The sequence below is a fragment of the Streptococcus mitis SK564 genome (assembly GCF_000148525.1).
Taxonomy (GTDB): Bacteria; Bacillota; Bacilli; order Lactobacillales; family Streptococcaceae; genus Streptococcus; species Streptococcus mitis_H.
In genome coordinates this window covers 1-23,465 of sequence record NZ_AEDU01000013.1, presented here as the reverse complement: position 1 = coordinate 23,465, position 23,465 = coordinate 1, and the positions used below count along the sequence as shown (strand labels likewise).

General features: G+C 42.0%; 17 protein-coding genes. 10 read left to right on the top strand and 7 right to left on the bottom strand.

Annotated features, from left to right (window positions below):
• Positions 1 to 3: 3 nt before the first annotated feature.
• From ileS to SMSK564_RS07310, 5 genes are all read left to right on the top strand, one after another.
• Positions 4 to 2,796, top strand: coding sequence for an isoleucine--tRNA ligase (gene ileS, locus SMSK564_RS07330; protein ID WP_000768059.1), 2,793 nt, complete (start codon positions 4 to 6; stop codon positions 2,794 to 2,796).
• Between the two features lie 145 nt (positions 2,797 to 2,941).
• On the top strand, positions 2,942 to 3,634 hold the full coding sequence (locus SMSK564_RS07325; RefSeq protein WP_000240129.1) for a phosphoglycerate mutase: 693 nt from the start codon (positions 2,942 to 2,944) through the stop codon (positions 3,632 to 3,634).
• A gap of 52 nt (positions 3,635 to 3,686) precedes the next feature.
• Positions 3,687 to 6,098 carry a glycoside hydrolase family 95 protein gene (locus tag SMSK564_RS07320; RefSeq protein WP_000620715.1) on the top strand — a complete coding sequence of 804 codons (2,412 nt, stop codon included), beginning with the start codon at positions 3,687 to 3,689 and terminating at the stop codon, positions 6,096 to 6,098.
• Positions 6,099 to 6,228: 130 nt separating this feature from the next.
• Complete coding sequence (locus SMSK564_RS07315) at positions 6,229 to 6,930, top strand: ABC transporter ATP-binding protein (protein ID WP_000323358.1); 702 nt, start codon at positions 6,229 to 6,231, stop codon at positions 6,928 to 6,930.
• Between the two features lies 1 nt (position 6,931).
• A complete protein-coding gene (locus tag SMSK564_RS07310) occupies positions 6,932 to 9,640 on the top strand; it encodes an ABC transporter permease (protein ID WP_000595902.1) in 2,709 nt (902 codons plus the stop codon).
• A 209-nt stretch (positions 9,641 to 9,849) separates the two neighbouring features.
• Here SMSK564_RS07310 and tpx read toward each other — a convergent pair whose 3' ends face one another.
• The 4 genes from tpx to SMSK564_RS07290 all read right to left on the bottom strand — a co-directional run bounded on the left by tpx (position 9,850) and on the right by SMSK564_RS07290 (position 13,107).
• Entirely contained in the window at positions 9,850 to 10,341 is a 492-nt protein-coding gene (tpx, locus tag SMSK564_RS07305; protein ID WP_004236519.1) for a thiol peroxidase, read from the bottom strand.
• A gap of 237 nt (positions 10,342 to 10,578) precedes the next feature.
• The gene (locus SMSK564_RS07300; RefSeq protein ID WP_000733089.1) at positions 10,579 to 11,508 is read right to left on the bottom strand and encodes a metal ABC transporter substrate-binding protein; all 930 of its coding nucleotides are present in this window, start codon (positions 11,506 to 11,508) and stop codon (positions 10,579 to 10,581) included.
• Positions 11,509 to 11,539: 31 nt separating this feature from the next.
• Positions 11,540 to 12,388: a metal ABC transporter permease gene (locus SMSK564_RS07295; protein WP_000559776.1), complete on the bottom strand. Its 849-nt coding sequence runs from the start codon at positions 12,386 to 12,388 to the stop codon at positions 11,540 to 11,542.
• Positions 12,385 to 13,107, bottom strand: a complete 723-nt coding sequence (locus tag SMSK564_RS07290; protein ID WP_000619146.1) for a metal ABC transporter ATP-binding protein — start codon at positions 13,105 to 13,107, stop codon at positions 12,385 to 12,387. Before SMSK564_RS07290 ends, SMSK564_RS07295 begins: the two co-directional genes overlap by 4 nt.
• A gap of 177 nt (positions 13,108 to 13,284) precedes the next feature.
• On the opposite strand from SMSK564_RS07290, the gene pepO reads away from it, so the two are divergent.
• The 3 genes from pepO (at position 13,285) to SMSK564_RS07275 (ending at position 18,919) form a co-directional block, all read left to right on the top strand.
• A complete protein-coding gene (gene pepO / locus SMSK564_RS07285) occupies positions 13,285 to 15,177 on the top strand; it encodes an endopeptidase PepO (RefSeq protein WP_000199251.1) in 1,893 nt (630 codons plus the stop codon).
• Between the two features lie 182 nt (positions 15,178 to 15,359).
• Positions 15,360 to 16,001, top strand: coding sequence for a recombinase family protein (locus SMSK564_RS07280; protein WP_000078991.1), 642 nt, complete (start codon positions 15,360 to 15,362; stop codon positions 15,999 to 16,001).
• Positions 16,002 to 16,411: 410 nt separating this feature from the next.
• Positions 16,412 to 18,919 (top strand): LPXTG cell wall anchor domain-containing protein, encoded by a 2,508-nt coding sequence (locus SMSK564_RS07275; RefSeq protein WP_001038246.1) that lies wholly within the window; start codon positions 16,412 to 16,414, stop codon positions 18,917 to 18,919.
• Between the two features lie 138 nt (positions 18,920 to 19,057).
• Here the strand turns inward: SMSK564_RS07275 and SMSK564_RS13665 are convergent, their stop codons facing one another.
• The 3 genes from SMSK564_RS13665 to SMSK564_RS07255 all read right to left on the bottom strand — a co-directional run bounded on the left by SMSK564_RS13665 (position 19,058) and on the right by SMSK564_RS07255 (position 20,373).
• A complete protein-coding gene (locus tag SMSK564_RS13665; protein WP_000693243.1) occupies positions 19,058 to 19,249 on the bottom strand; it encodes a hypothetical protein in 192 nt (63 codons plus the stop codon).
• 37 nt (positions 19,250 to 19,286) lie between these two features.
• Positions 19,287 to 19,916, bottom strand: a complete 630-nt coding sequence (locus SMSK564_RS07265; protein ID WP_000690866.1) for an MBL fold metallo-hydrolase — start codon at positions 19,914 to 19,916, stop codon at positions 19,287 to 19,289.
• A 229-nt stretch (positions 19,917 to 20,145) separates the two neighbouring features.
• Positions 20,146 to 20,373: a hypothetical protein gene (locus tag SMSK564_RS07255; protein WP_313970275.1), complete on the bottom strand. Its 228-nt coding sequence runs from the start codon at positions 20,371 to 20,373 to the stop codon at positions 20,146 to 20,148.
• Positions 20,374 to 20,752: 379 nt separating this feature from the next.
• Here SMSK564_RS07255 and SMSK564_RS07245 point away from each other — a divergent pair, with 379 nt between their 5' ends.
• On the top strand, positions 20,753 to 22,975 hold the full coding sequence (locus tag SMSK564_RS07245) for a RelA/SpoT family protein (protein WP_001123817.1): 2,223 nt from the start codon (positions 20,753 to 20,755) through the stop codon (positions 22,973 to 22,975).
• 29 nt (positions 22,976 to 23,004) lie between these two features.
• Entirely contained in the window at positions 23,005 to 23,448 is a 444-nt protein-coding gene (gene dtd / locus SMSK564_RS07240; protein WP_000691397.1) for a D-aminoacyl-tRNA deacylase, read from the top strand.
• The last annotated feature ends 17 nt before the right edge of the window (positions 23,449 to 23,465 follow it).

The window sequence follows — 23,465 nt, the reverse complement described above, 5'->3', positions numbered from 1 at the left end:
ACCATGAAACTCAAAGATACCCTTAATCTTGGGAAAACAGCTTTCCCAATGCGTGCAGGCCTTCCGACCAAAGAGCCAGTTTGGCAAAAGGAATGGGAAGATGCAAAACTGTACCAACGTCGTCAAGAATTGAACCAAGGGAAACCTCATTTTACCTTGCATGATGGCCCTCCATACGCTAACGGAAATATCCACGTTGGACACGCTATGAACAAGATTTCAAAAGATATCATTGTTCGTTCAAAATCTATGTCAGGTTTTTACGCACCATTTATCCCTGGTTGGGACACTCATGGTCTGCCAATCGAGCAAGTTTTGGCAAAACAAGGTGTCAGACGTAAAGAAATGGACTTGGTTGAGTACTTGAAACTTTGTCGTGAATACGCTCTTTCTCAAGTAGATAAACAACGTGAAGACTTTAAACGTTTGGGGGTTTCTGGTGATTGGGAAAATCCATATGTGACTTTGACTCCTGACTATGAAGCAGCCCAAATCCGTGTATTTGGTGAGATGGCTAATAAAGGTTATATCTACCGTGGTGCCAAGCCAGTTTACTGGTCTTGGTCATCTGAGTCTGCTCTTGCTGAAGCAGAGATTGAATACCATGACTTGGTTTCAACTTCCCTTTACTATGCCAATAAGGTAAAAGATGGCAAAGGTGTTCTAGATACAGATACTTACATCGTTGTCTGGACAACAACTCCATTTACTATCACTGCTTCTCGTGGTTTGACGGTTGGTGCGGATATTGATTACGTTTTGGTTCAACCTGCTGGTGAAGCTCGTAAGTTTGTCGTTGCTGCAGAATTATTGACTAGCTTGTCTGAGAAGTTTGGTTGGGCTGATGTCCAAGTGTTGACAACTTACCATGGTCAAGAACTCAACCATATCGTAACAGAACACCCATGGGATACAGCTGTAGATGAATTGGTTATCCTTGGAGACCACGTTACAACTGATTCTGGTACAGGTATTGTCCATACAGCCCCTGGTTTTGGTGAGGACGACTACAATGTCGGTATTGCTAATGGTCTTGAAGTTGCAGTCACTGTTGACGAACGCGGTATTATGATGAAGAATGCTGGTCCTGAGTTTGAAGGTCAATTCTATGAAAAGGTAGTTCCAACTGTTATTGAAAAACTTGGTAACCTCCTTCTTGCCCAAGAAGAAATCTCTCACTCATACCCATTTGACTGGCGTACTAAGAAACCAATCATCTGGCGTGCAGTACCACAATGGTTTGCTTCAGTTTCTAAATTCCGCCAAGAAATCTTGGATGAAATTGAAAAGGTGAAATTCCACTCAGAATGGGGTAAAGTTCGTCTTTACAACATGATTCGTGACCGTGGTGACTGGGTTATCTCTCGTCAACGTGCTTGGGGTGTTCCACTTCCTATCTTCTACGCTGAAGATGGTACAGCTATCATGACAGCTGAAACTATTGAACATGTGGCTCAACTCTTTGAGGAACATGGTTCAAGCATTTGGTGGGAACGTGATGTTAAGGACCTCTTGCCAGAAGGATTTACTCATCCAGGTTCACCAAACGGCGAGTTCAAGAAAGAAACAGATATCATGGACGTTTGGTTTGACTCAGGTTCATCATGGAATGGAGTGGTAGTAAACCGTCCTGAGTTGACTTACCCAGCAGACCTTTACCTAGAAGGCTCTGACCAATACCGTGGTTGGTTCAACTCATCACTTATCACATCTGTTGCCAACCATGGCGTAGCACCTTACAAACAAATCTTGTCACAAGGTTTTGCCCTTGATGGTAAAGGTGAGAAGATGTCTAAATCTCTTGGAAATACCATTGCTCCAAGCGATGTTGAAAAACAATTTGGTGCTGAAATTTTGCGTCTCTGGGTAACAAGTGTTGACTCAAGCAATGACGTACGTATCTCTATGGATATCTTGAGCCAAGTCTCTGAAACTTACCGTAAGATTCGTAACACCCTTCGTTTCTTGATTGCCAATACATCTGACTTTAACCCAACTCAAGATGTAGTCGCTTACGATGAACTTCGTTCAGTTGATAAGTACATGACGATTCGCTTTAACCAGCTTGTCAAGACCATTCGTGATGCTTATGCCAACTTTGAATTCTTGACAATCTATAAGGCCTTGGTAAACTTTATCAACGTTGACTTATCAGCCTTCTACCTTGACTTCGCTAAAGATGTTGTTTACATCGAAGGTGCCAAATCATTGGAACGTCGTCAAATGCAGACCGTTTTCTATGACATTCTTGTGAAAATCACCAAACTCTTGACACCAATCCTCCCTCACACTGCAGAGGAAATCTGGTCATACCTTGAGTTTGAAGCAGAAGACTTCGTTCAATTGTCAGAATTGCCAGAAGCAGAAACTTTTGCTAATCAAGAAGAAATCTTGGATACATGGGCTGCCTTCATGGACTTCCGTGGACAAGCTCAAAAAGCCTTGGAAGAAGCTCGTAATGCCAAAGTTATCGGGAAATCGCTTGAAGCTCACTTGACTGTTTATCCAAACGAAGTGGTGAAAACTCTACTCGAAGCAGTAAACAGCAATGTAGCTCAACTTTTAATCGTGTCAGAATTGACCATCGCAGAGGGACCAGCTCCAGAAGCTGCTGTTAGCTTCGAAGATGTAGCCTTCACTGTTGAACGCGCTGCAGGCCAAGTATGTGACCGTTGCCGTCGTATCGACCCAACAACAGCAGAACGCAGCTACCACGCAGTCATCTGTGACCACTGTGCAAGTATCGTAGAAGAAAACTTTGCGGACGCAGTCGCAGAAGGATTTGAAGAGAAATAAGGTTGTTGTATGATACTAATAAGGAAAAGGATTGTCAAACAGTCCTTTCCTTTTTGGTTTTGACTAGCTTTTTTGTGAAAAATTGTGTAAAATAGAATAGATAAACGAGGGGAAACCTCGGAAAATTTAAAGGAGAATCCATCTAATGGTAAAATTGGTTTTTGCTCGCCACGGTGAGTCTGAATGGAACAAAGCTAACCTTTTCACTGGTTGGGCTGATGTTGATTTGTCTGAAAAAGGTACACAACAAGCGATTGACGCTGGTAAATTGATCAAAGAAGCTGGTATCGAATTTGACCAAGCTTACACTTCAGTATTGAAACGTGCTATCAAAACAACTAACTTGGCTCTTGAAGCTTCTGACCAATTGTGGGTTCCAGTTGAAAAATCATGGCGCTTGAACGAACGTCACTACGGTGGTTTGACTGGTAAAAACAAAGCTGAAGCTGCTGAACAATTTGGTGATGAGCAAGTTCACATCTGGCGTCGTTCATACGATGTATTGCCTCCAAACATGGACCGTGATGATGAGCACTCAGCTCACACAGACCGTCGTTACGCTTCACTTGACGATTCAGTTATTCCAGATGCTGAAAACTTGAAAGTGACTTTGGAACGTGCCCTTCCATTCTGGGAAGATAAGATCGCTCCAGCTCTTAAAGATGGTAAAAACGTATTCGTAGGAGCTCACGGTAACTCAATCCGTGCCCTTGTAAAACACATCAAAGGTTTGTCAGATGACGAAATCATGGACGTGGAAATCCCTAACTTCCCACCATTGGTATTCGAATTCGACGAAAAATTGAACGTAGTTTCTGAATACTACCTTGGAAAATAAAAAAATGTAAGTCTAGAATTGATTTCTAGGCTTTTTATGTTAGTATGGAAGTATGATAAGGAATAAAAAACAAGATTATGTATTGGCCTACAAGCAACCAGCATCAACAACATATAAGGGTTGGGAAGAAGAGGCCTTACCGATAGGCAATGGTTCTTTAGGGGCTAAAGTATTTGGGCTTATAGGTGCTGAACGGATTCAATTTAATGAAAAAAGTCTCTGGTCTGGAGGTCCACTTTCTAATAGTTCAGATTATCAGGGTGGAAATCTTCAGGACCAGTATGCTTTTATAGCTGAGATTCGGCAGGATTTGGAAAAGAGAGATTACAATCGGGCTAAGGAACTGGCTGAACAGCACCTAGTCGGGTCCAAAACGAGTCAATATGGGACCTATCTGTCCTTTGGGGATATTCATATTGAGTTTAGCAAGCAAGGTAAGACTTTATCTCAGGTGATGGATTACCAGAGACAGCTGAATATCAGTAAGGCGCTTGCGACGACTTCTTATGTCTATAAGGGAACGAGATTTGAACGTGAAGCCTTTGCTAGTTTTCCAGATGATCTCTTGGTTCAGCGCTTTACTAAGGAAGGGTTGGAAACTCTAGATTTTACTATAGAACTATCCTTGACCTGTGATTTGGCTTCTGATGGAAAGTATGAGCAGGAAAAATCTGATTACAAGGAGTGTAAGTTGGATATTACTGATTCTCATATCTTGATGAAGGGAAGAGTTAAGGATAATGACCTGCGGTTTGCTAGTTATCTAGCTTGGGAAACGGATGGAGATATTAGAGTTTGGTCAGATAAGGTTCAGATATCAGGAGCCAGTTATGCTAATCTCTTCTTGGCGGCTAAGACAGATTTTGCCCAAAATCCTGCTAGCAATTATCGCAAGAAAATAGATTTAGAGCAACAGGTAAAAGACTTGGTGGAGACAGCTAAAGAAAAGGGCTATGCCCAATTGAAATCAAGGCATATTGAGGACTACCAAGCCTTATTTCAGCGTGTTCAATTGGATTTGGGAGCTGAGGTTGACGCATCCACTACAGATGATTTGTTAAAAAATTATAATCCACAAGAAGGGCAGGCTTTGGAGGAGTTGTTCTTCCAGTATGGACGGTATTTACTGATTAGTTCTTCTAGAGATTGTCCAGATGCTCTACCAGCTAATCTGCAAGGGGTCTGGAATGCGGTCGACAATCCTCCTTGGAATTCGGACTATCACCTGAATATCAACCTGCAGATGAATTATTGGCCAGCCTATGTTACCAATCTCTTAGAGGCGGTCTTTCCGGTCATCAACTATATAGATGATTTGCGAGTCTATGGTCGTCTAGCGGCTGCAAGGTATGCAGGAATCGTCTCTCAGGAAGGGGAGGAGAATGGTTGGTTGGTTCATACTCAAGCGACTCCCTTTGGTTGGACGGCACCTGGTTGGGATTACTATTGGGGGTGGTCACCAGCTGCCAATGCATGGATGATGCAAACTGTTTATGAAGCCTATTCATTTTATAGGGACCAAGACTATCTCAGGGAGAAAATTTATCCCATGTTGAGGGAAACGGTTCGTTTTTGGAATGCCTTTTTACATGAGGATAGGCAGGCGCAGCGTTGGGTGTCTTCTCCGTCTTATTCCCCAGAACATGGGCCGATTTCGATTGGCAATACCTATGACCAATCTCTGATTTGGCAATTATTCCATGATTTTATTCAGGCTGCTCAGGAATTGGGACTGGATGAGTCTTTGTTGACTGAGGTCAAGGAGAAGTTTGACTTGCTTAATCCTCTTCAAATCACTCAATCTGGTCGAATCAGGGAGTGGTATGAGGAGGAAGAGCAATATTTTCAAAATGAAAAAGTGGAGGCTCAACATCGGCACGCTTCCCATCTAGTGGGACTCTATCCTGGAAATCTCTTTAGCTACAAGGGACAAGACTATCTTGAAGCCGCGCGTGCTAGTCTCAATGATCGTGGAGATGGGGGAACAGGCTGGTCCAAGGCTAATAAGATCAATCTTTGGGCGCGTCTAGGAGATGGCAATCGAGCCTATAAATTATTAGCAGAGCAGTTAAAGTCATCCACCTTACCAAATCTTTGGTGTAGCCATCCTCCTTTTCAGATAGATGGTAATTTTGGTGCTACTAGTGGCATGGCAGAAATGTTACTCCAGTCTCATACAGCTTATCTGGTACCTCTAGCTGCCCTACCTGATGCATGGTCAACAGGTTCCGTTTCAGGCTTAATGGCACGTGGACATTTTGAAGTGAGCATGAGGTGGGAGGATAAAAAACTCTTACAGATGACCATTTTATCAAGAAGTGGAGGAGAATTGAGAGTCTCTTATCCAGGTATTGAGAAGAGTGTGATTAAATTGGATAAAGAAACAATAAAAGCGAAATGCATAGAGAAAGATTGTATTTCGGTAGCAACAGCAGAAGGCGATCTGGTTCAATTTTATTTTTAAGAAGATGTTAGAAGGCAGTGGTTTGAGACTGCCTTTTAATAAGGATTTGAGAATGTAAGCAGTTTCCAACTAGTTGAAAAAGCGTTATAATGGTAATATGAAGTAATTTGTTTAAGAGAGGGTGAGTCTAATGGCTTATATTGAGATGAAACACTGTTACAAGCGTTATCAGGTTGGGGACACGGAGATTGTGGCCAATCGTGATGTGAATTTTGAGATTGAAAAGGGTGAATTGGTTATTATTCTAGGTGCGTCTGGTGCAGGCAAGTCAACAGTTCTTAACCTTCTTGGGGGAATGGATACCAATGATGAAGGGGAAATCTGGATTGATGGTGCCAATATTGCAGACTATAGTTCCCACCAGAGGACCAATTACCGTCGCAATGATGTAGGCTTTGTTTTTCAGTTTTATAATCTAGTTTCCAATCTAACCGCTAAGGAAAATGTGGAGTTGGCTTCAGAAATCGTGACAGATGCCTTGAATCCTGAGCAGGTCTTGACAGATGTAGGTCTGTCTCATCGCCTCAATAACTTTCCAGCCCAGCTTTCTGGAGGGGAGCAACAGCGAGTCTCCATTGCACGCGCGGTAGCTAAAAATCCTAAAATTCTCCTTTGTGACGAACCGACTGGAGCCTTGGATTATCAGACAGGTAAGCAAGTCTTGAAGATCCTCCAAGATATGTCTCGTCAAAAGGGAGCGACGGTGATTATCGTGACTCACAATGGAGCTTTGGCGCCCATTGCTGATCGCGTGATTCATATGCACGATGCCAGTGTCAAGGATGTGGTGATCAACCAGCATCCTCAGGATATCGACAGTTTGGAGTACTAGCATGATCAAGCGAAAAACCTATTGGAAGGACTTAATTCAGTCCTTCACAGGCTCCAAGGGGCGTTTTTTATCTATCTTAACCTTGATGATGTTAGGATCTCTAGCCTTAGTAGGCCTCAAAGTAACCAGTCCCAACATGGAGGCGACAGCTAATGCTTATTTAACAACTGCTCAAACCTTGGATTTGGCAGTTATGTCTAATTATGGTTTGGATCAAACAGATCAAGAAGAACTAGAACAGATAGAGGGCGCAGAGGTCGAGTTTGGCTATTTGATAGATGTGGCTATGGATAATGGGCAGGATGCCATTCGGCTGTACTCCAAACCAGAGCGAATTTCAACCTTTCAGCTAAGAGAGGGACGACTTCCTCAGTCCGACCAGGAAATCGCTTTGGCAAGTCATCTGCAGAGTCAATATAGCGTGGGACAGGAGATTAGTTTTAAAGAAAAAGAAGAGGGTCATTCCTCTTTAAAAGACCATACTTATACCATTACTGGTTTTGTAGATTCAGCTGAAATCCTCTCCCAGCGAGATATGGGCTACGCAGGAAGTGGAAGTGGGACTCTAACAGCCTATGGGGTGATTTTACCTAGTCAGTTTGATCAGAAAGTTTACAATATAGCTCGTTTGAAATATCAAGATTTAGCAGGCTTAAATGCTTTTTCAGTAGCTTATGAAGAAAAATCCAAGCAACATCAGGAAAACCTTGAACAAGCTTTGTCAGATAATGGCAAGGCACGTCTGCAACTCTTGAAAAAAGAAGGCCAAGAGTCTTTAGACAAAGGCCAAGAGACCCTTGATAAGGCTCAGGCAAATTTGCAGGAAGGCAAGCGTCGTTTAGCAGCTGCTCAAGCTCGTTTACAGGCTCAGGAAAGTCAACTAGCCTTGCTTCCTCAAGCTCAGAGAGAGCAGGCCAGTGCTCAACTTACCCAAGCCAAGCAGGAATTGGGCAAAGAAGAGGATAGACTAAAGCAGGCTGAACAAAATCTAGCCCAAGAAAAGGAAAAATTAGAAAAACATCAGCAAGCCTTGTATGATTTGGCGGAACCAAGGTATCAGGTCTATAATCGTCAGACCATGCCTGGCGGTCAAGGCTACCTCATGTACAGTAATGCTTCAGCCAGTATTCGGGCAGTGGGCAATATCTTTCCTGTAGTGCTTTATGCCGTAGCAGCTATGGTGACCTTTACGACCATGACTCGCTTTGTGGATGAAGAGCGAACACATGCTGGGATTTTTAAGGCCTTGGGCTATCGTAGTAAGGATATTATCGCTAAATTTCTCCTCTACGGTCTAGTAGCTGGGACTGTCGGAACAGCTCTAGGTAGTATACTTGGCCATTATTTACTAGCCAGTGTGATTTCAAGTGTCATTACAAAAGGCATGGTGGTGGGAGAAACCCAGATTCAGTTCTATTGGACCTATAGCTTACTGGCTCTTATCTTGAGTTGGTTGGCGAGTGTGTTACCAGCCTATCTGGTGGCTAGGAGGGAACTTCATGATGAAGCAGCCCAGCTTTTACTGCCTAAACCTCCTGTTAAAGGGGCTAAAATCTTACTGGAGCGCATCGGTTTTATCTGGCACCGTCTCAGTTTTACTCATAAGGTAACAGCCCGCAATATCTTCCGTTATAAGCAGAGAATGTTGATGACGATCTTTGGTGTGGCAGGTTCTGTAGCTCTGCTCTTTGCAGGTTTGGGAATCCAATCCTCTGTAGCAGGAGTTCCATCTAGACAGTTTCAACAAATCCAACAGTATCAGATGATTGTCTCTGAAAATCCTAGTGCGACCAATCAGGATAAAGCAGAGCTAGAAGGAGTGTTGAAAGGGCAGGATATCCAAGCTTATCAGAAAATTTATTCTAAGATGCTAGACAAGGATTTCAAAGGCAAGGCTGGTCTTCAAACTATTACTCTTATGATGACAGATAAGGAAGATTTGACTCCCTTTATCCATTTGCAACATCATCAGCAGGAGCTGACATTAAAAGATGGCGTCGTTATTACAGCTAAACTCGCCCAGCTGGCAGGTGTCAAGGTTGGGCAGACTCTAGAAATTGAAGGTAAGGAACTAAAGATCGCTGCCATTGCTGAGAATTACGTTGGGCACTTTATTTATATGAGTCAGGCTAGCTATGAGCAAATTTACGGACAGTTACCCCAAGCCAACACTTATTTGGTCTCGTTAAGGGATACCAGTGCTACTAGTATCGAAAGACAGGCCGGCTTACTTATGAATCAAGCTGCGGTGTCCAGCGTTGTCCAGAATGCTTCAGCCATTCGACTCTTTGACTCCGTCGCTAGCTCACTTAATCAGACTATGACCATCTTGGTCATCGTATCGGTTCTGTTGGCTATTGTTATCCTTTACAATCTGACCAATATCAACGTGGCTGAGAGAATCCGTGAACTCTCCACTATCAAGGTTCTCGGTTTTCATAATAATGAAGTCACTCTCTACATTTACCGTGAGACGATTGTGCTGTCCCTTGTGGGAATCGTACTTGGTCTGGTAGCTGGTTTCTATTTACACCAGTTTTTGATTCAAATGATTTCGCCAGCGACTATTCTCTTTTATCCGCAGGTAGGTTGGGAAGTCTATGTAATCCCAGTGGTAGCAGTAAGCACCATTTTAACCTTGCTTGGTTTCCTTGTTAATCGCCATCTGAGAAAGGTTGATATGCTTGAAGCCTTGAAATCTGTAGAGTAATACTCAATAAAAATCTCTTCAAATCACGTCAGCTATGTCTACAACCTCAAAACAGTGTCTTGAGCAGCCTACGGCTAGTTTCCTAGTTTGCTCTTTGATTTTCATTGAGTATAAGGCAGTTGTTTTTATCTGATTGAACTTATATTTACTCGTAAACAAAAATCCTCCGTTTCAAAGAGCAGGGAACTCTTTGTGACAGAGGATTTTTTCTATAGGGCTTTAGCGGCTGCAATTGCGGCTTCGAAGTTTGGTTCAGAGTTGATATTGTCCACGTATTCAACGTAGCGAATAGTATTGTCGGTATCGAGGACAAAGACTGCGCGTGCCAATAGGTGCCACTCATTGATTAAGAGAGCGTAATTACGTCCAAAGGAATGGTCGAAATAGTCTGAGAGCATGATGGCATTTTCAATTCCCTCAGCACCACACCAACGTTTTTGGGCAAATGGTAGGTCCATAGAAACAGTCAATACAACCGTATTATCCAGTCCAGCCAGTTCTTCATTAAAACGACGCGTTTGAGTTGAGCAGATGCCTGTATCGATAGAAGGCACGACACTCAAGATTTTTTTCTTGCCATCAAAATCAGCCAGAGATTTTTTAGAAAGGTCTGTTGTAGTGAGTGAAAAATCAAGTGCCTTGTCGCCGACTTGTAGTTGTTTACCTGTAAAGCTCACAGGATTTCCGAGAAAAGTTACCATAGGATACTCCAATCTTTTTTCTTCCATTTTAGCTGAAACAGTCGGAATTTTCCAATGATTTGACCGGAAATATGGGCATAGAAAAAACGCCAGCTCATGTGAGAATGACGTTTTTCAGAGGCTTATACTCAATGAAAATCAAAGAGCAAACTAGGAAGCTAGCCACAGGTTGCTCAAAACACTGTTTTGAGGTTGCAGATGGAAGCTGACGTGGTTTGAAGAGATTTTCGAAGAGTATTATTTTGCCAATCCTTCAGCAATCTTGTCAAGGTTGTATTTCATCATGTTGTAGTAGCTGTCACCTTCTTTACCTTGTTCTGCGATAGAGTCAGTAAAGATTTGTGCGTAGATTGGGATGTTTGTGTCTTGTGAAACAGTCTTCATTGGACGGTCATCCACACTAGATTCTACAAAGAGTGAAGGAGTTTTTGTTTGACGAAGTTTTTCAACCAAGGTCTTGATTTGGTCAGGTGTTCCTTCTTCTTCAGTGTTGATTTCCCAGATGTAGGCACTTGGGACACCGTAGGCTTTAGAGAAGTATTTGAAGCATCCTTCGCTAGTTACGATGAGTTTTTTCTCAGCAGGGATGTTGTTAAATTTCTCTTTAGCTTCCTTGTCAAGCTTGTCTAGTTTTTCAGTATATTCTTTGAGATTTTTTTCGTAGAATTCCTTGTTGCTAGGGTCTTTAGCGCTCAATTGTTTTGCGATATTTTTAGCAAAAATCATCCCGTTTTCAAGGTTGAGCCAAGCGTGTGGGTCTTCTTTGCCTTTTTCGTTTTGGCCTTCAAGGTAGATAACATCAACACCTTCGCTGACTGCAAAGTAGTCTTTGTTTTCAGTTTTCTTGGCATTTTCTACCAATTTTGTAAACCAAGCATTGCCACCTGTTTCAAGATTGATACCGTTGTAGAAAATCAAATCAGCTTGAGAAGTTTTCTTAACGTCTTCAGGGAGTGGTTCGTATTCGTGTGGGTCTTGGCCAACAGGAACGATACTGTGAAGATCAATCTTGTCACCAGCAATATTTTTAGTAATATCAGCGATGATTGAGTTTGTAGCAACAACTTTTAGTTTTTGACCAGAAGCTGCATCTTTTTTTCCACTAGTACATGCTACAAGAGCAATGACGGAAAGAAAGAGAACGAGTAATGTACCTAATTTTTTCATTAGATCCTCCAATTTAGTGGGGTTTTGCCCCTTATTTTAACAAATGTTTATTTTTCAGTTTCAAATATCGTTGTTTTGGAGCGATAAAGAAGCTAATGAGAAAGAAACTAGCGGCTGTAAGCACGATACTAGAACCTGCCGCAACGTTAAAGCTATAGCCGATAAAGAGCCCCAAAACTGAAGCTGTCGCTCCAAAGGTTGAGGAAAGGAAAATCATGCTTTTCAGACTATTAGCATAGAGATAAGCAGTTGCAGCTGGGGTAATCAGCATGGCTACAATCAGGATAGTTCCGACACTTTGCATGGCTGTCACAGACACGAGAGTCAGGAGTACCATGAGAAGGTAGTGATAGAAATTGACAGGCATTCCCATGGCTTTAGCCAAGAGTTCATCAAAGGATGTTATCAAGAGTTGCTTGAAGAAAATCCAGATTAACAAGAGAATGGCTGCCCCCACACCCATAGTAATAAACATATCCGTATCTTGGACGGCCAGGATATTACCAAAAAGGATATGGAAAAGGTCAGTTGAACTTTTAGCGACACTAATCAAGATGATACCGAGGGCTAAGAAAGAAGAAAAGGTAATGCCGATGGCGGTATCGCTTTTGATAATCGAGTTCCCCTTGATGTAGGTAATGATGATAGCAGCTAGTAGTCCAAAGACAATGGCTCCGATGAAGAAGTCAAGGCCCAAGATAAAGGAGAGGGCTACACCTGGCAAGACAGCATGTGAAATGGCATCTCCCATGAGTGACATCCCGCGTAGGATGATGAAACATCCCACAGCTCCAGCTACGACCCCGATGACAATGGCTGTTATCAAGGCATTTTGTAAGAAATGGAATTTTTGTAATCCATCGATAAATTCTGCAATCATAGGTCACCTCCATTGAAAAATAGTCGATTACCGTAAGCTTCTTTTAGATTGGCTTCGGTAAAGGTTTCTTTGGTTGGACCAAAGGCAATCACTTCTCGATTGACAAGCAAGACTTGATCGAAGTAGTGGGGAACCTTGCTGAGGTCGTGGTGGACGATGAGAACCGTCTTCCCAGCTTTTTTCAGATCTCTCAGCGTATTCATGATGATTTCCTCACTGACAGAGTCAATCCCAACAAAGGGTTCATCCAAGAGGATATAGTCGGCTTCCTGTACCAAACATCTGGCAATCAAGACCCGCTGGAATTGACCTCCAGACAGTTGACTGATTTGCCGTTCAGCATAGTCAGCTAGACCGACGATTTCAAGGGCTTCTTGCACTTTCTTCCAATGTTTAGCCTTTAAACTTCGAAAGAGAGGGATAGAGGGAAAGAGTCCTAGCGAGACACATTCCTTGACCTTGATGGGAAAGTTGTAGTCGATATTGATTTTTTGTTCGACATAGGCGATTCGATGTAAGGATTTTTTAACTTCCTTGTCATCGAGAAATGCCTGACCTTGATGTGGGATAATTCCCAGCATCCCTTTTAATAATGTTGATTTCCCAGCACCGTTTGGACCAATAATACCGGTAATTGTTGGTCCGTGGAGCACTAGTGAAATATCCTTAAGTGCCAACGTCTCTTTGTAGGAGACACTGAGGTTTTCGATACGTATCATAAACTTGTATTCCTCCTGCCTCTTAATATACCTTAAAAAAAAAATTAAGTCAAGTTAATTTTTAAAAAAATTAAAATAATAACTGAAAAATGATGGAAAGAGAAAGTTCATTTTTAATTGCATTCCCAGTTAATTTTTGTTAAGCTAAAAACAAGTACAAATGAAAGCGAGAACAAGATGACACGTTATCAAGATGATTTTTATGATGCAATCAATGGAGAATGGCAGAAGACAGCTGAAATCCCAGCAGATAAGTCTCAAACGGGAGGTTTTGTCGATTTAGACCAGGAAATTGAAGACTTGATGTTGGCGACAACAGACAAGTGGTTGGCAGGAGAAGAAGTGCCTGAGGATGCTATCTTAGAAAACTTTGTCAAATACCACCGCCTAGTTCGTGATTTTGACAAGAGAGAAGCTGACGGTATCAAACCTGTCTTACCACTCCTTAAAGAATTCCAAGAATTGGAGACTTTTGCAGATTTTACAGCTAGACTAGCAGAGTTTGAACTTGCTGGAAAACCTAACTTCCTACCTTTTGGTGTATCGCCAGACTTTATGGATGCCAGAATCAACGTTTTATGGGCTAGTGCTCCAAGCACAATCCTGCCAGATACGACCTACTATGCAGAAGACCATCCTCAGCGCGAAGAGCTCTTGTCTCTTTGGAAAGAAAGCAGCGCAAATCTCCTCAAGAAATATGATTTCTCTGATGAAGAAATTGAAGATTTGCTAGAAAAAAGACTTGAATTGGACCGTCGAGTTGCGGCAGTGGTGCTTTCTAATGAAGAAAGTTCAGAGTATGCTAAACTTTACCATCCATATGCTTACGAAGATTTCAAAAAATTCGCGCCTGCCCTACCTTTGGATGGCTTCTTCCAAGCTGTTCTTGGACAAGTACCAGACAAGGTTATTGTAGACGAGGAACGTTTCTGGCAAGCAGCAGATCAATTCTATAGTGAAGAGGCATGGCCTCTCCTCAAGGCAACCTTAATTTTAAGTGTTGTGAATCTTTCAACTAGCTATTTAACGGAAGAAATCCGTGTCTTGTCAGGTGCCTACAGTCGTGCGCTTTCAGGAGTTCCAGAAGCCAAAGACAAGGTCAAGGCAGCCTACCAGCTAGCACAAGGTCCTTTCAAACAAGCCTTGGGTCTTTGGTATGCCCATGAAAAATTCTCTCCAGAAGCTAAGGCGGATGTAGAGAAAAAAGTGGCAACCATGATTGATGTCTATAAGGAACGCTTGGCTAAAAATGACTGGCTGACTCCTGAAACTCGTGACAAGGCCATCGTCAAACTCAATGTTATCAAGCCTTATATCGGTTATCCAGAAGAATTGCCAGAACGCTATAAGGACAAGGTAGTGGATGAAAATGCTAGTCTTTTTGACAATGCTCTATCCTTTGCGCGTGTGGAAATCAAGCACAGTTGGAGCAAGTGGAACCAACCTGTAGACTACAAAGAATGGGGCATGCCTGCTCATATGGTCAACGCCTACTACAATCCACAGAAGAACCTAATTGTCTTCCCCGCGGCCATTTTACAAGCTCCTTTCTATGACTTGCATCAGTCATCTTCTGCTAACTACGGGGGTATCGGGGCGGTTATTGCCCATGAAATTTCCCACGCCTTTGATACTAACGGAGCTTCTTTTGATGAAAATGGTAGCCTCAAGGATTGGTGGACAGAGAGCGACTATGCTGCCTTCAAGGAGAAAACACAAAAAGTTATTGACCAGTTTGATGGACAGGATTCTTATGGAGCAACCATCAACGGTAAATTGACTGTGTCAGAAAATGTGGCTGACTTGGGAGGAATCGCTGCAGCGCTTGAAGCAGCCAAGAGAGAACCAGACTTCTCAGCAGAAGAATTCTTCTACAACTTCGGTCGCATCTGGCGCATGAAAGGTCGACCAGAATTTATGAAACTTTTAGCTAGCGTCGATGTGCACGCACCAGCCAAACTCCGTGTCAATGTGCAAGTACCAAACTTCGATGATTTCTTTACAACCTATGATGTCAAAGAAGGAGACGGTATGTGGCGTTCACCAGAAGAGCGCGTGATTATTTGGTAATGAAAAGAAGCAAGTAAAACTCCTATCATTATACCTTCCCTATCTATGTACACCCTAAAAAGTTAGATAGAATAATCTAGCTTTTGGGGTGTAGTTCATAGGGATTATGAAATTGAAGTCTTTTCTTATTTTAAAATTCATAGTAAAATATCCCTCTGTATCAAGATAACAGGAGGATTTTTATGTCTCAAAAGACTATCAACATAGGCTACGCCCGTGTATCTACTCATAAGCAAGACCTAGGATTGAAAGTGCAAATCGAAGCTCTCAAACATTGCGATAAACTTTTTATAGAAAAGGAATCTGGTGCAAATAATACTCGTCCTGAACTCACAAAAGCCTTAAAACTGGCCTCTGACTTTTCGAAAGATGGCAAACAGGTTACTTTCACTATCTATAAGTTAGATAGACTGACTCGATCTATGTTTAAGCTGCTAGAACTTATTGAACTATTTAATGAATCTAATATTCACCTAGTCAGTTTGCATGAAAAACTAGAGACAGGTTCTCTTATTGGCAGGTTACTTTGCATCATTTTAGGCTTTGTGGCAGAAAATGAGCTGGAAAATCTGAGGTTTCGCACAAAAGAGGGACTTCGAAAAGCTAAGGAAAATGGTGTTAGATTAGGAGCAAAACGGATTTCAAAAGAAAAGGAGGAGCGCATACTTAACAAATATCTACATTCAAATATAAGCATACGTAATATTGCAAAAGCTGAACAAATTTCTACATCAACCCTATATAAAGTGTTAGAACGCAATAAAGTGGCGAACAATCGTCAAAAAAAACAGAAAATCATTGCTAAAAATAGGGAAAAATGGTAGAATAAAGCCGTAAATTTGTTTCGATTAACGACCGTTTGATGAAACATTCAAAATAAGAATATAAATATTAAAAAAAATGCGAGTTTAACAGTGTTTTTAACCTGTATTAGACTGGCATTTTTTGTGTATCGTCTAACGGTCGTTATGCGATACACTTAGTTCCTTATCTCTAAAGGAGGTAGCTAGCTTTTGGCAACAAGAAATTTAAAAATCATTAAGATATGTAATAGTGTGATAGACGTATTGTTCAGTTAATGGATGAACGTTTATTTAAGGCTTCTATCAAGGACATTAAATGTTTAGATAATGAGTTGGCTCAAAATTTTGCTTTTGTGGTCTTGAAAGGAAGTTGATTTTGTCATTTTATAAGCCTAAAAAGGCAATTTTATATTCCTGAGGAGGAAAAAATTATGAATAAACTAACTAAACTAGGTATTGTCACTTTCTCTGCTGTCACTCTTAGTGCTGCCGTGCCAACTTTGGTGCGTGCCGAGGAAAACGTTGCGCCGCAGCCAAATGCTGCTGCTAGACCTAATACTGCTCAACCAACACCTGCACCAAAACCTAATGGTAGCTGGGTTGATTTCAGTATGCTCGATCCAATTGCTAAGCCAAAGCCAGGCAAAGAAGTTTCAAAACCTGCTGAAAAGCCAGTAGAAGAGCCTGCTCCCGTCGAAAAACCTTCGACTGAGGGCAACATTCTTGCAAATGGAACGGATGAGGCTATCGCACAGGATAAGAAAAATGCTGAGATCGAGAAAAAATACAACGTCGATCCAACCAATCAGCTACCTGAGCCAGGTCTACCAATCATAACGCCTGAACCAGAACAACCTATAACAGATTCTGAAGAGATGAAGAGGATGGTGGCGGAAGATTTGGCATACAAGAAGGGAGCAGCTAAGACTCAAGAAGAGTACAATAAACTGATATCTGAGGCTAACAAGGAGCTTTGGGCTGTAGACGGAGTTGACATAGATGAACTGCTCCATAAACCAATCCCAGGAGCACCTCCTGGAGCAGTGCCAGCATTATCAGATGTAAGTATTCGAACATATGAAATCCAAGCAGATTTCTTAGATGCTGATCGTGTCAAGGAACATGGATACACTACTGAATCAAGGATTGATAGTCCAAAACGAGCGGAAGTCTGGTCTATATGGGACATACATGACAAAGATAGTGCAGATGGAATACTAACAGCAAAAAAATTTTCCGACTACACTTTTAGCCACGTCGTAAAATCAGCTGCAGACCATCCAGATATTGACCCAGATCCAAAAGTTGTCAGAGTTAGTTATGATGCAGCTTATGCATTGCGTGGTTCCGGCTACAAAAATGGTAAAGGAGACGAGCTTTTTCGCTACTATTTTATTTATACTAAAAATAAACCAGTAGAAGAAAAACCAACACCGAAAGATCCGCAACCAGCGGAAACGGAAAAACCTGCTGGAATTTCGAAACCAGCGGAGACAGTTGAACCAACTGTGCAGCCAAAACCAGCTGAAAATAAGCCGGTTGAAACTCCAACTCCAAAACCAGCAGAAAACCCTCAACCAGAGGTTAAACCTGCAGAGCAACCGCAACCTACTAATCCAGCAAAACCAGAAGTGAAACCTGCAGAGCAACCGCAGGAAAATAACAGAAAACCAGTGAGAAGATGGCCTCTACGTGACGGAAGCGTTCATGAACACCCTGTTGTTACCTACGCTGATATTGTAGCACCACTTCCTATCAGTGATATGAAGGAAACTTTCAGTGGAATATGGACTGCTGAAAAAGATTTTATCAATAACAAACCAAGATTAGCTTACTTTATAGGTGGCGGGAATAGGTGGATCGAAGAAAATGGGAGGGAATTTTCTCGTGAAGAAATGTTGAAAAGCCATATGTATATGTATCCGATTCGAGTGAAAATTCCAGAATTGGAAGGTAGAAACTATGAAGCGTATACAATTTATACAGGTATTTTTGATGGAAAAACAGGACATGTTGAACTAAACAAAAACACTAACATCACAGGTCAAGGTTACATGGTTTTCCGCACTAAAAAAGAAGACAATGACGTGGAAGTCTATCAATTTTCAAAAAATAGGCAGTTAACACCACTTTATCACCGTTATCAGCTAAATGAGAGAGGAAGAAGCGAGGGAGATTTTGGTTTATACGCAGAAGTTTATCAAACTTACGTTTTCTTATTTAAGAACCACACCGAAAAACCAGCTGAGAAGCCAAGTGAAAATCCTGTAAATCCAGTTACACCAGTTGCTCCAATAACACCGACAACTCCCGTAACGCCTACGCTTAATCCAGCCATCCTAAACAATACTCGTGTTCTTTCGAGCGAAGCTGGAAGCGTTCAAGTATATGGTTCAGAAGCAACACTCAAAAATGTCAGATATATCAGGGTAGAAGAAACCAAGTCGAATTCACTTGAATCAAAAAAATACAAGGCTTTCGACATTCATCTGTATGACGCGAGAGGCAAGGCTATTCAGCCAAACGGCTGGGTTACGGTTAGCGTGTTGGCAAACCAGCCAGTGGAAAATGTTTACTACGTGAATCAAAACGGCAGCTTGTTTGCGCTTGATTTCAAACAAAATGCCGATAAGGTGACTTTTGAAACCAATCACTTTAGTATTTATGCTATGACTTTTAAAGTTGCCGCAAGCCGTGATAACGGAGGTAGTACAACTCCTGTTCCAGTTGTAAATAGTAATAATACGGAACAAAAAGGAAATGACGCAAGTAGTACAAAAACTCAAGCTGAGCCGTTAGCAACTAAGACTGAAACTATTTCGAAACAAGTAGCTAATACTTTGCCAAATACTGGAGAAAATCACTCAATTCTCGCCACCCTATTTGGAATGTTAACTCTAACTGCTGGATTATTTAGCTTTCGTAAGGAGTCAGAATAACTCCAATTCATAGTTTATCTATCAATTATTTTAGACTGTGAAAAAATCAATTTGAGGAGATAATTTAGAAAATCTTTTCATGATAAAACGCATAATATCAAACTTTCATACACTTGATATTATGCGTTTTTTATAATTCTAATACTCTTCGAAAATCTCTTCAAACCACGTCAGCTTCGCCTTGCTGTAGATATGGTTACTGACTTTGTCAGTTCTATCCACAACCTCAAAACAGTGTTTTGAGCTGACTTCGTCAGTTTTATCTGCAACCTCAAAGCTGTGCTTTGAGCAACCTGCGGCTAGCTTCCTAGTTTGCTCTTTGATTTTCATTGAGTATTAAATTACGATATCTATTGTCATCATCTTTCTAGAAAAAAGGATTGAAGGTCTTTTCGTGAGCAATAGTCGTAGCTGGACCATGCCCTGGATAGACATCGTAGTTTGGTAGGGTGAAGAGTTGGGTCTGGATACTGTGAAGAAGTTGCTCCATGCTACCAGTTGGAAGATCCGTTCGTCCAATTGTTTCGCGGAACAGAGCATCTCCTGTCAAGACTAGGTGAGCATCAGGAAAGACTAGGGAAACACCACCGATAGAGTGACCTGGTGTTGGCAAGACAGTGAAACGAAATTCCCCCAGTTGGTATTCTTCGTGAAAGACAAAAGTGTGTTCTGCAGGTTTTGCGACCACATCTGCCATATCATCGTGACGAGGGAGACCAGAGAGATTATCGACAGGAGTGTAGAGCCAGCTGGCTTCGCTCTCTGCGATATAGACAGGAGGATTGCCAAAAGTTTCGCGAACCAAGTCCAGACTCATGATATGGTCATAATGGGAGTGGGTAAGGAGAATAGCGCAGATAGGTTTGTTGATGTTTTCTATTGTCTGACGAATAGCTTCCCAATGGTTACCAGGATCTACTACAATGACGTGCTTTTCACCTTCCAGGTAATAGGTGTTTTCATAGGCAACGGGATTCACAGTTTTATGGATTTTCATGTTAGCTCCAATCTCAAAGAATGCACTAATACTCTTCGAAAATCAAATCCAAACCGCGTCAACGTCGCCTTGCCGTACTCAAGTACAGCCTGCGGCTAGTTTCCTAGTTTGCTCTTTGATTTTCATTGAGTATAAATTAAGTATAGCACAGTTGGGAAAAATAGGTAAGGATTTAGAATGAACTTAAAAACCAGCATGACTGGATGAAGACAGGCTGGTTATCAATTTATCAATATTGGAGAGGTGTCAATTGCCCTTCATAGGTTGCATAAACTCCGTCATTAGCTTGTTTGATAGATGTGATGTTTAGAGTGCCACCGTAGTTGGCTTCTCGTTTATCGCTATATTCACTATAAGTTATCCTATTGGGCAGGTTCTGGTCGTTAGCATAGTATTGAACGACTGTTTTTTTATAGCTTTGCTGGCTGAATAGAAACAGGCAGCTAACTCCTAACACTAGGAGAGCAAAGATAGAAATAGTAGTTTTTTTCATAGGTGTTCTCCTTATAAACTAAAGGATAAAAGAAAGTATCTTGAGGATTTTAATTCTAAAATCCAGTCAAGGTACCAGTGTATGTGACACGAGTTCCACCGTTTATCTTTCGTATCTTCAATGGAATTGGGGAAGTCAGAAAGTCTTTCGGTTACAATATGGTTTCCGTTCTTCTATCTCTCCTTCTATCACCTAAGTTTAAAATCTAACTTCGTAATATATTATAGACTAATAATTCAGAATTATCAAGCAATTCTGAATTATTTTTTTCTTATTCTGTTCCAATCTAGTTTTCATATTCTTAAAAAAGTGATAAAATGGTAGGAAGAATTGGAGAGTAGAGATGCCAAAAGAAGTGAATTTAACAGGCGAAGAAGTTGTCGCTTTAACGCAAAAATATTTATCAAAAGAAGATGTTGCTTTTGTACATAAAGCCTTGGTTTACGCCGTTGAATGCCATAGTGGTCAATATCGTAAATCAGGCGAGCCTTATATCATTCACCCTATCCAAGTGGCAGGTATTTTAGCCAAACTCAAGCTGGATGCTGTAACAGTAGCTTGTGGTTTCTTGCATGATGTGGTGGAAGATACTGATGCGACTTTGGACGATTTGGAAAGAGAGTTTGGTCCAGATGTGCGCGTGATTGTCGATGGAGTGACCAAGCTCGGTAAGGTCAAGTACAAGTCTCACGAGGAGCAATTAGCTGAAAATCATCGCAAGATGCTCATGGCCATGTCTGAGGACATCCGCGTTATCTTGGTCAAACTGTCTGACCGCTTGCACAATATGCGGACCCTGAAACATCTTAGAAAAGACAAGCAGGAGCGCATTTCCAAAGAAACCATGGAAATATATGCACCTCTTGCTCACCGTCTGGGGATTTCCAGTGTCAAATGGGAATTGGAAGACCTATCTTTCCGTTATCTCAATCCAACGGAGTTTTACAAGATTACCCATATGATGAAGGAAAAGCGCAGAGAGCGTGAAGCCTTGGTGGATGAGGTAGTCACAAAATTAGAGGACTATACGACGGATCGTCACTTAAAAGGGAAAATTTATGGTCGTCCCAAGCATATTTACTCGATTTTCCGCAAAATGCAGGATAAGAGAAAACGGTTTGAGGAAATCTATGACCTGATTGCCATTCGCTGTATTTTGGATACCCAAAGTGATGTTTATGCCATGCTTGGTTATGTGCATGAGCTTTGGAAACCCATGCCTGGTCGCTTTAAAGACTACATCGCTAACCGCAAGGCTAATGGTTACCAGTCTATCCATACGACTGTCTATGGGCCAAAAGGGCCGATCGAATTCCAGATTCGAACCAAGGCCATGCACGAGGTGGCTGAGTACGGGGTTGCGGCTCACTGGGCTTATAAGAAAGGCGTTAAGGGGCAGGTTAACAGCAAGGAATCTGCTATTGGGATGAACTGGATCAAGGAGATGATGGAGCTCCAAGACCAGGCTGATGATGCTAAGGAATTTGTAGATTCAGTTAAGGAAAACTATCTGGCTGAGGAGATTTACGTCTTTACACCAGATGGTGCGGTTCGTTCTCTTCCAAAAGATTCAGGACCGATTGACTTTGCCTACGAAATCCATACCAAGGTCGGTGAAAAAGCGACTGGTGCCAAGGTCAATGGTCGCATGGTTCCACTGACAACCAAGCTCAAGACAGGGGATCAGGTTGAAATTGTCACCAACCCTAACTCCTTTGGGCCGAGTCGTGACTGGCTCAACATGGTCAAGACCAGCAAGGCGCGTAACAAGATTCGTCAGTTCTTTAAAAACCAAGATAAGGAACTGTCAGTCAACAAGGGTCGTGAAATGCTGATGGCTCAGTTCCAAGAAAATGGCTATGTGGCCAATAAATTCATGGACAAGCGCCACATGGACCAAGTCCTGCAAAAGACCAGCTATAAGACAGAAGACTCCCTCTTTGCGGCCATTGGTTTTGGAGAAATCGGTGCTATTACTGTCTTTAACCGTCTGACTGAAAAGGAACGTCGTGAAGAAGAACGTGCCAAGGCAAAGGCTGAGGCAGAAGAACTTGTCAAAGGTGGCGAGGTCAAGGTTGAAAATAAAGAAACCCTCAAGGTCAAGCATGAAGGTGGTGTGGTCATTGAAGGTGCCTCAGGTCTCCTAGTGCGGATTGCCAAGTGCTGTAATCCTGTTCCGGGTGACGATATTGTTGGCTACATTACCAAGGGGCGTGGTGTGGCTATTCACCGTGTGGACTGTATGAACCTGCGTGCTCAAGAAAACTACGAGCAACGTCTCCTTGATGTGGAATGGGAAGACCAGTACTCTAGCTCCAATAAGGAGTATATGGCCCATATCGATATTTACGGCCTCAACCGTACAGGACTATTGAATGATGTACTGCAAGTTCTTTCCAACACTACTAAGAATATCTCAACGGTCAATGCCCAACCAACCAAGGATATGAAATTTGCCAATATTCATGTGTCCTTTGGAATTGCTAACCTCTCGACGCTGACTACGGTCGTGGACAAGATTAAGAGTGTGCCAGAAGTTTACTCTGTCAAACGGACCAACGGCTAATTATCCTAGCTCTTACTAGAAAGGCTATTATGAAAATCATTATCCAACGGGTTAAAAAAGCCCAAGTTAGTATCGAAGGTCAGATTCATGGAAAAATCAATCAGGGGCTCTTATTGCTGGTTGGTGTTGGACCAGAGGACCAAGAGGAAGATTTGGACTATGCCGTTAGAAAATTGGTCAACATGCGGATTTTTTCAGACGCAGAAGGCAAGATGAACCTGTCTGTCAAAGATATTGAAGGAGAAATCCTCTCTATTTCTCAGTTTACCCTCTTTGCGGACACCAAGAAAGGCAATCGTCCAGCCTTTACAGGCGCAGCCAAGCCTGATATGGCATCAGACTTCTATGATGCCTTCAATCAAAAATTAGCGCAAGAAGTGCCCATTCAGACAGGCATCTTTGGAGCGGATATGCAGGTTGAGCTGGTCAATGACGGACCAGTCACCATTATCCTAGATACTAAAAATAGATAAGAAAAACCAAGCCCAGC

What these genes read in the sequence shown, in the direction of transcription:
- ileS (WP_000768059.1), top strand. Translation starts at nt 4, where the DNA reads ATGAAACTCAAAGATACCCTTAATCTTGGGAAAACAGCTTTCCCAATG.
- SMSK564_RS07325 (WP_000240129.1), top strand. Translation starts at nt 2,942, where the DNA reads ATGGTAAAATTGGTTTTTGCTCGCCACGGTGAGTCTGAATGGAACAAA.
- SMSK564_RS07320 (WP_000620715.1), top strand. Translation starts at nt 3,687, where the DNA reads ATGATAAGGAATAAAAAACAAGATTATGTATTGGCCTACAAGCAACCA.
- SMSK564_RS07315 (WP_000323358.1), top strand. Translation starts at nt 6,229, where the DNA reads ATGGCTTATATTGAGATGAAACACTGTTACAAGCGTTATCAGGTTGGG.
- SMSK564_RS07310 (WP_000595902.1), top strand. Translation starts at nt 6,932, where the DNA reads ATGATCAAGCGAAAAACCTATTGGAAGGACTTAATTCAGTCCTTCACA.
- tpx (WP_004236519.1), bottom strand. Translation starts at nt 10,341, where the DNA reads ATGGTAACTTTTCTCGGAAATCCTGTGAGCTTTACAGGTAAACAACTA.
- SMSK564_RS07300 (WP_000733089.1), bottom strand. Translation starts at nt 11,508, where the DNA reads ATGAAAAAATTAGGTACATTACTCGTTCTCTTTCTTTCCGTCATTGCT.
- SMSK564_RS07295 (WP_000559776.1), bottom strand. Translation starts at nt 12,388, where the DNA reads ATGATTGCAGAATTTATCGATGGATTACAAAAATTCCATTTCTTACAA.
- SMSK564_RS07290 (WP_000619146.1), bottom strand. Translation starts at nt 13,107, where the DNA reads ATGATACGTATCGAAAACCTCAGTGTCTCCTACAAAGAGACGTTGGCA.
- pepO (WP_000199251.1), top strand. Translation starts at nt 13,285, where the DNA reads ATGACACGTTATCAAGATGATTTTTATGATGCAATCAATGGAGAATGG.
- SMSK564_RS07280 (WP_000078991.1), top strand. Translation starts at nt 15,360, where the DNA reads ATGTCTCAAAAGACTATCAACATAGGCTACGCCCGTGTATCTACTCAT.
- SMSK564_RS07275 (WP_001038246.1), top strand. Translation starts at nt 16,412, where the DNA reads ATGAATAAACTAACTAAACTAGGTATTGTCACTTTCTCTGCTGTCACT.
- SMSK564_RS13665 (WP_000693243.1), bottom strand. Translation starts at nt 19,249, where the DNA reads ATGAAAATCAAAGAGCAAACTAGGAAGCTAGCCGCAGGTTGCTCAAAG.
- SMSK564_RS07265 (WP_000690866.1), bottom strand. Translation starts at nt 19,916, where the DNA reads ATGAAAATCCATAAAACTGTGAATCCCGTTGCCTATGAAAACACCTAT.
- SMSK564_RS07245 (WP_001123817.1), top strand. Translation starts at nt 20,753, where the DNA reads ATGCCAAAAGAAGTGAATTTAACAGGCGAAGAAGTTGTCGCTTTAACG.
- dtd (WP_000691397.1), top strand. Translation starts at nt 23,005, where the DNA reads ATGAAAATCATTATCCAACGGGTTAAAAAAGCCCAAGTTAGTATCGAA.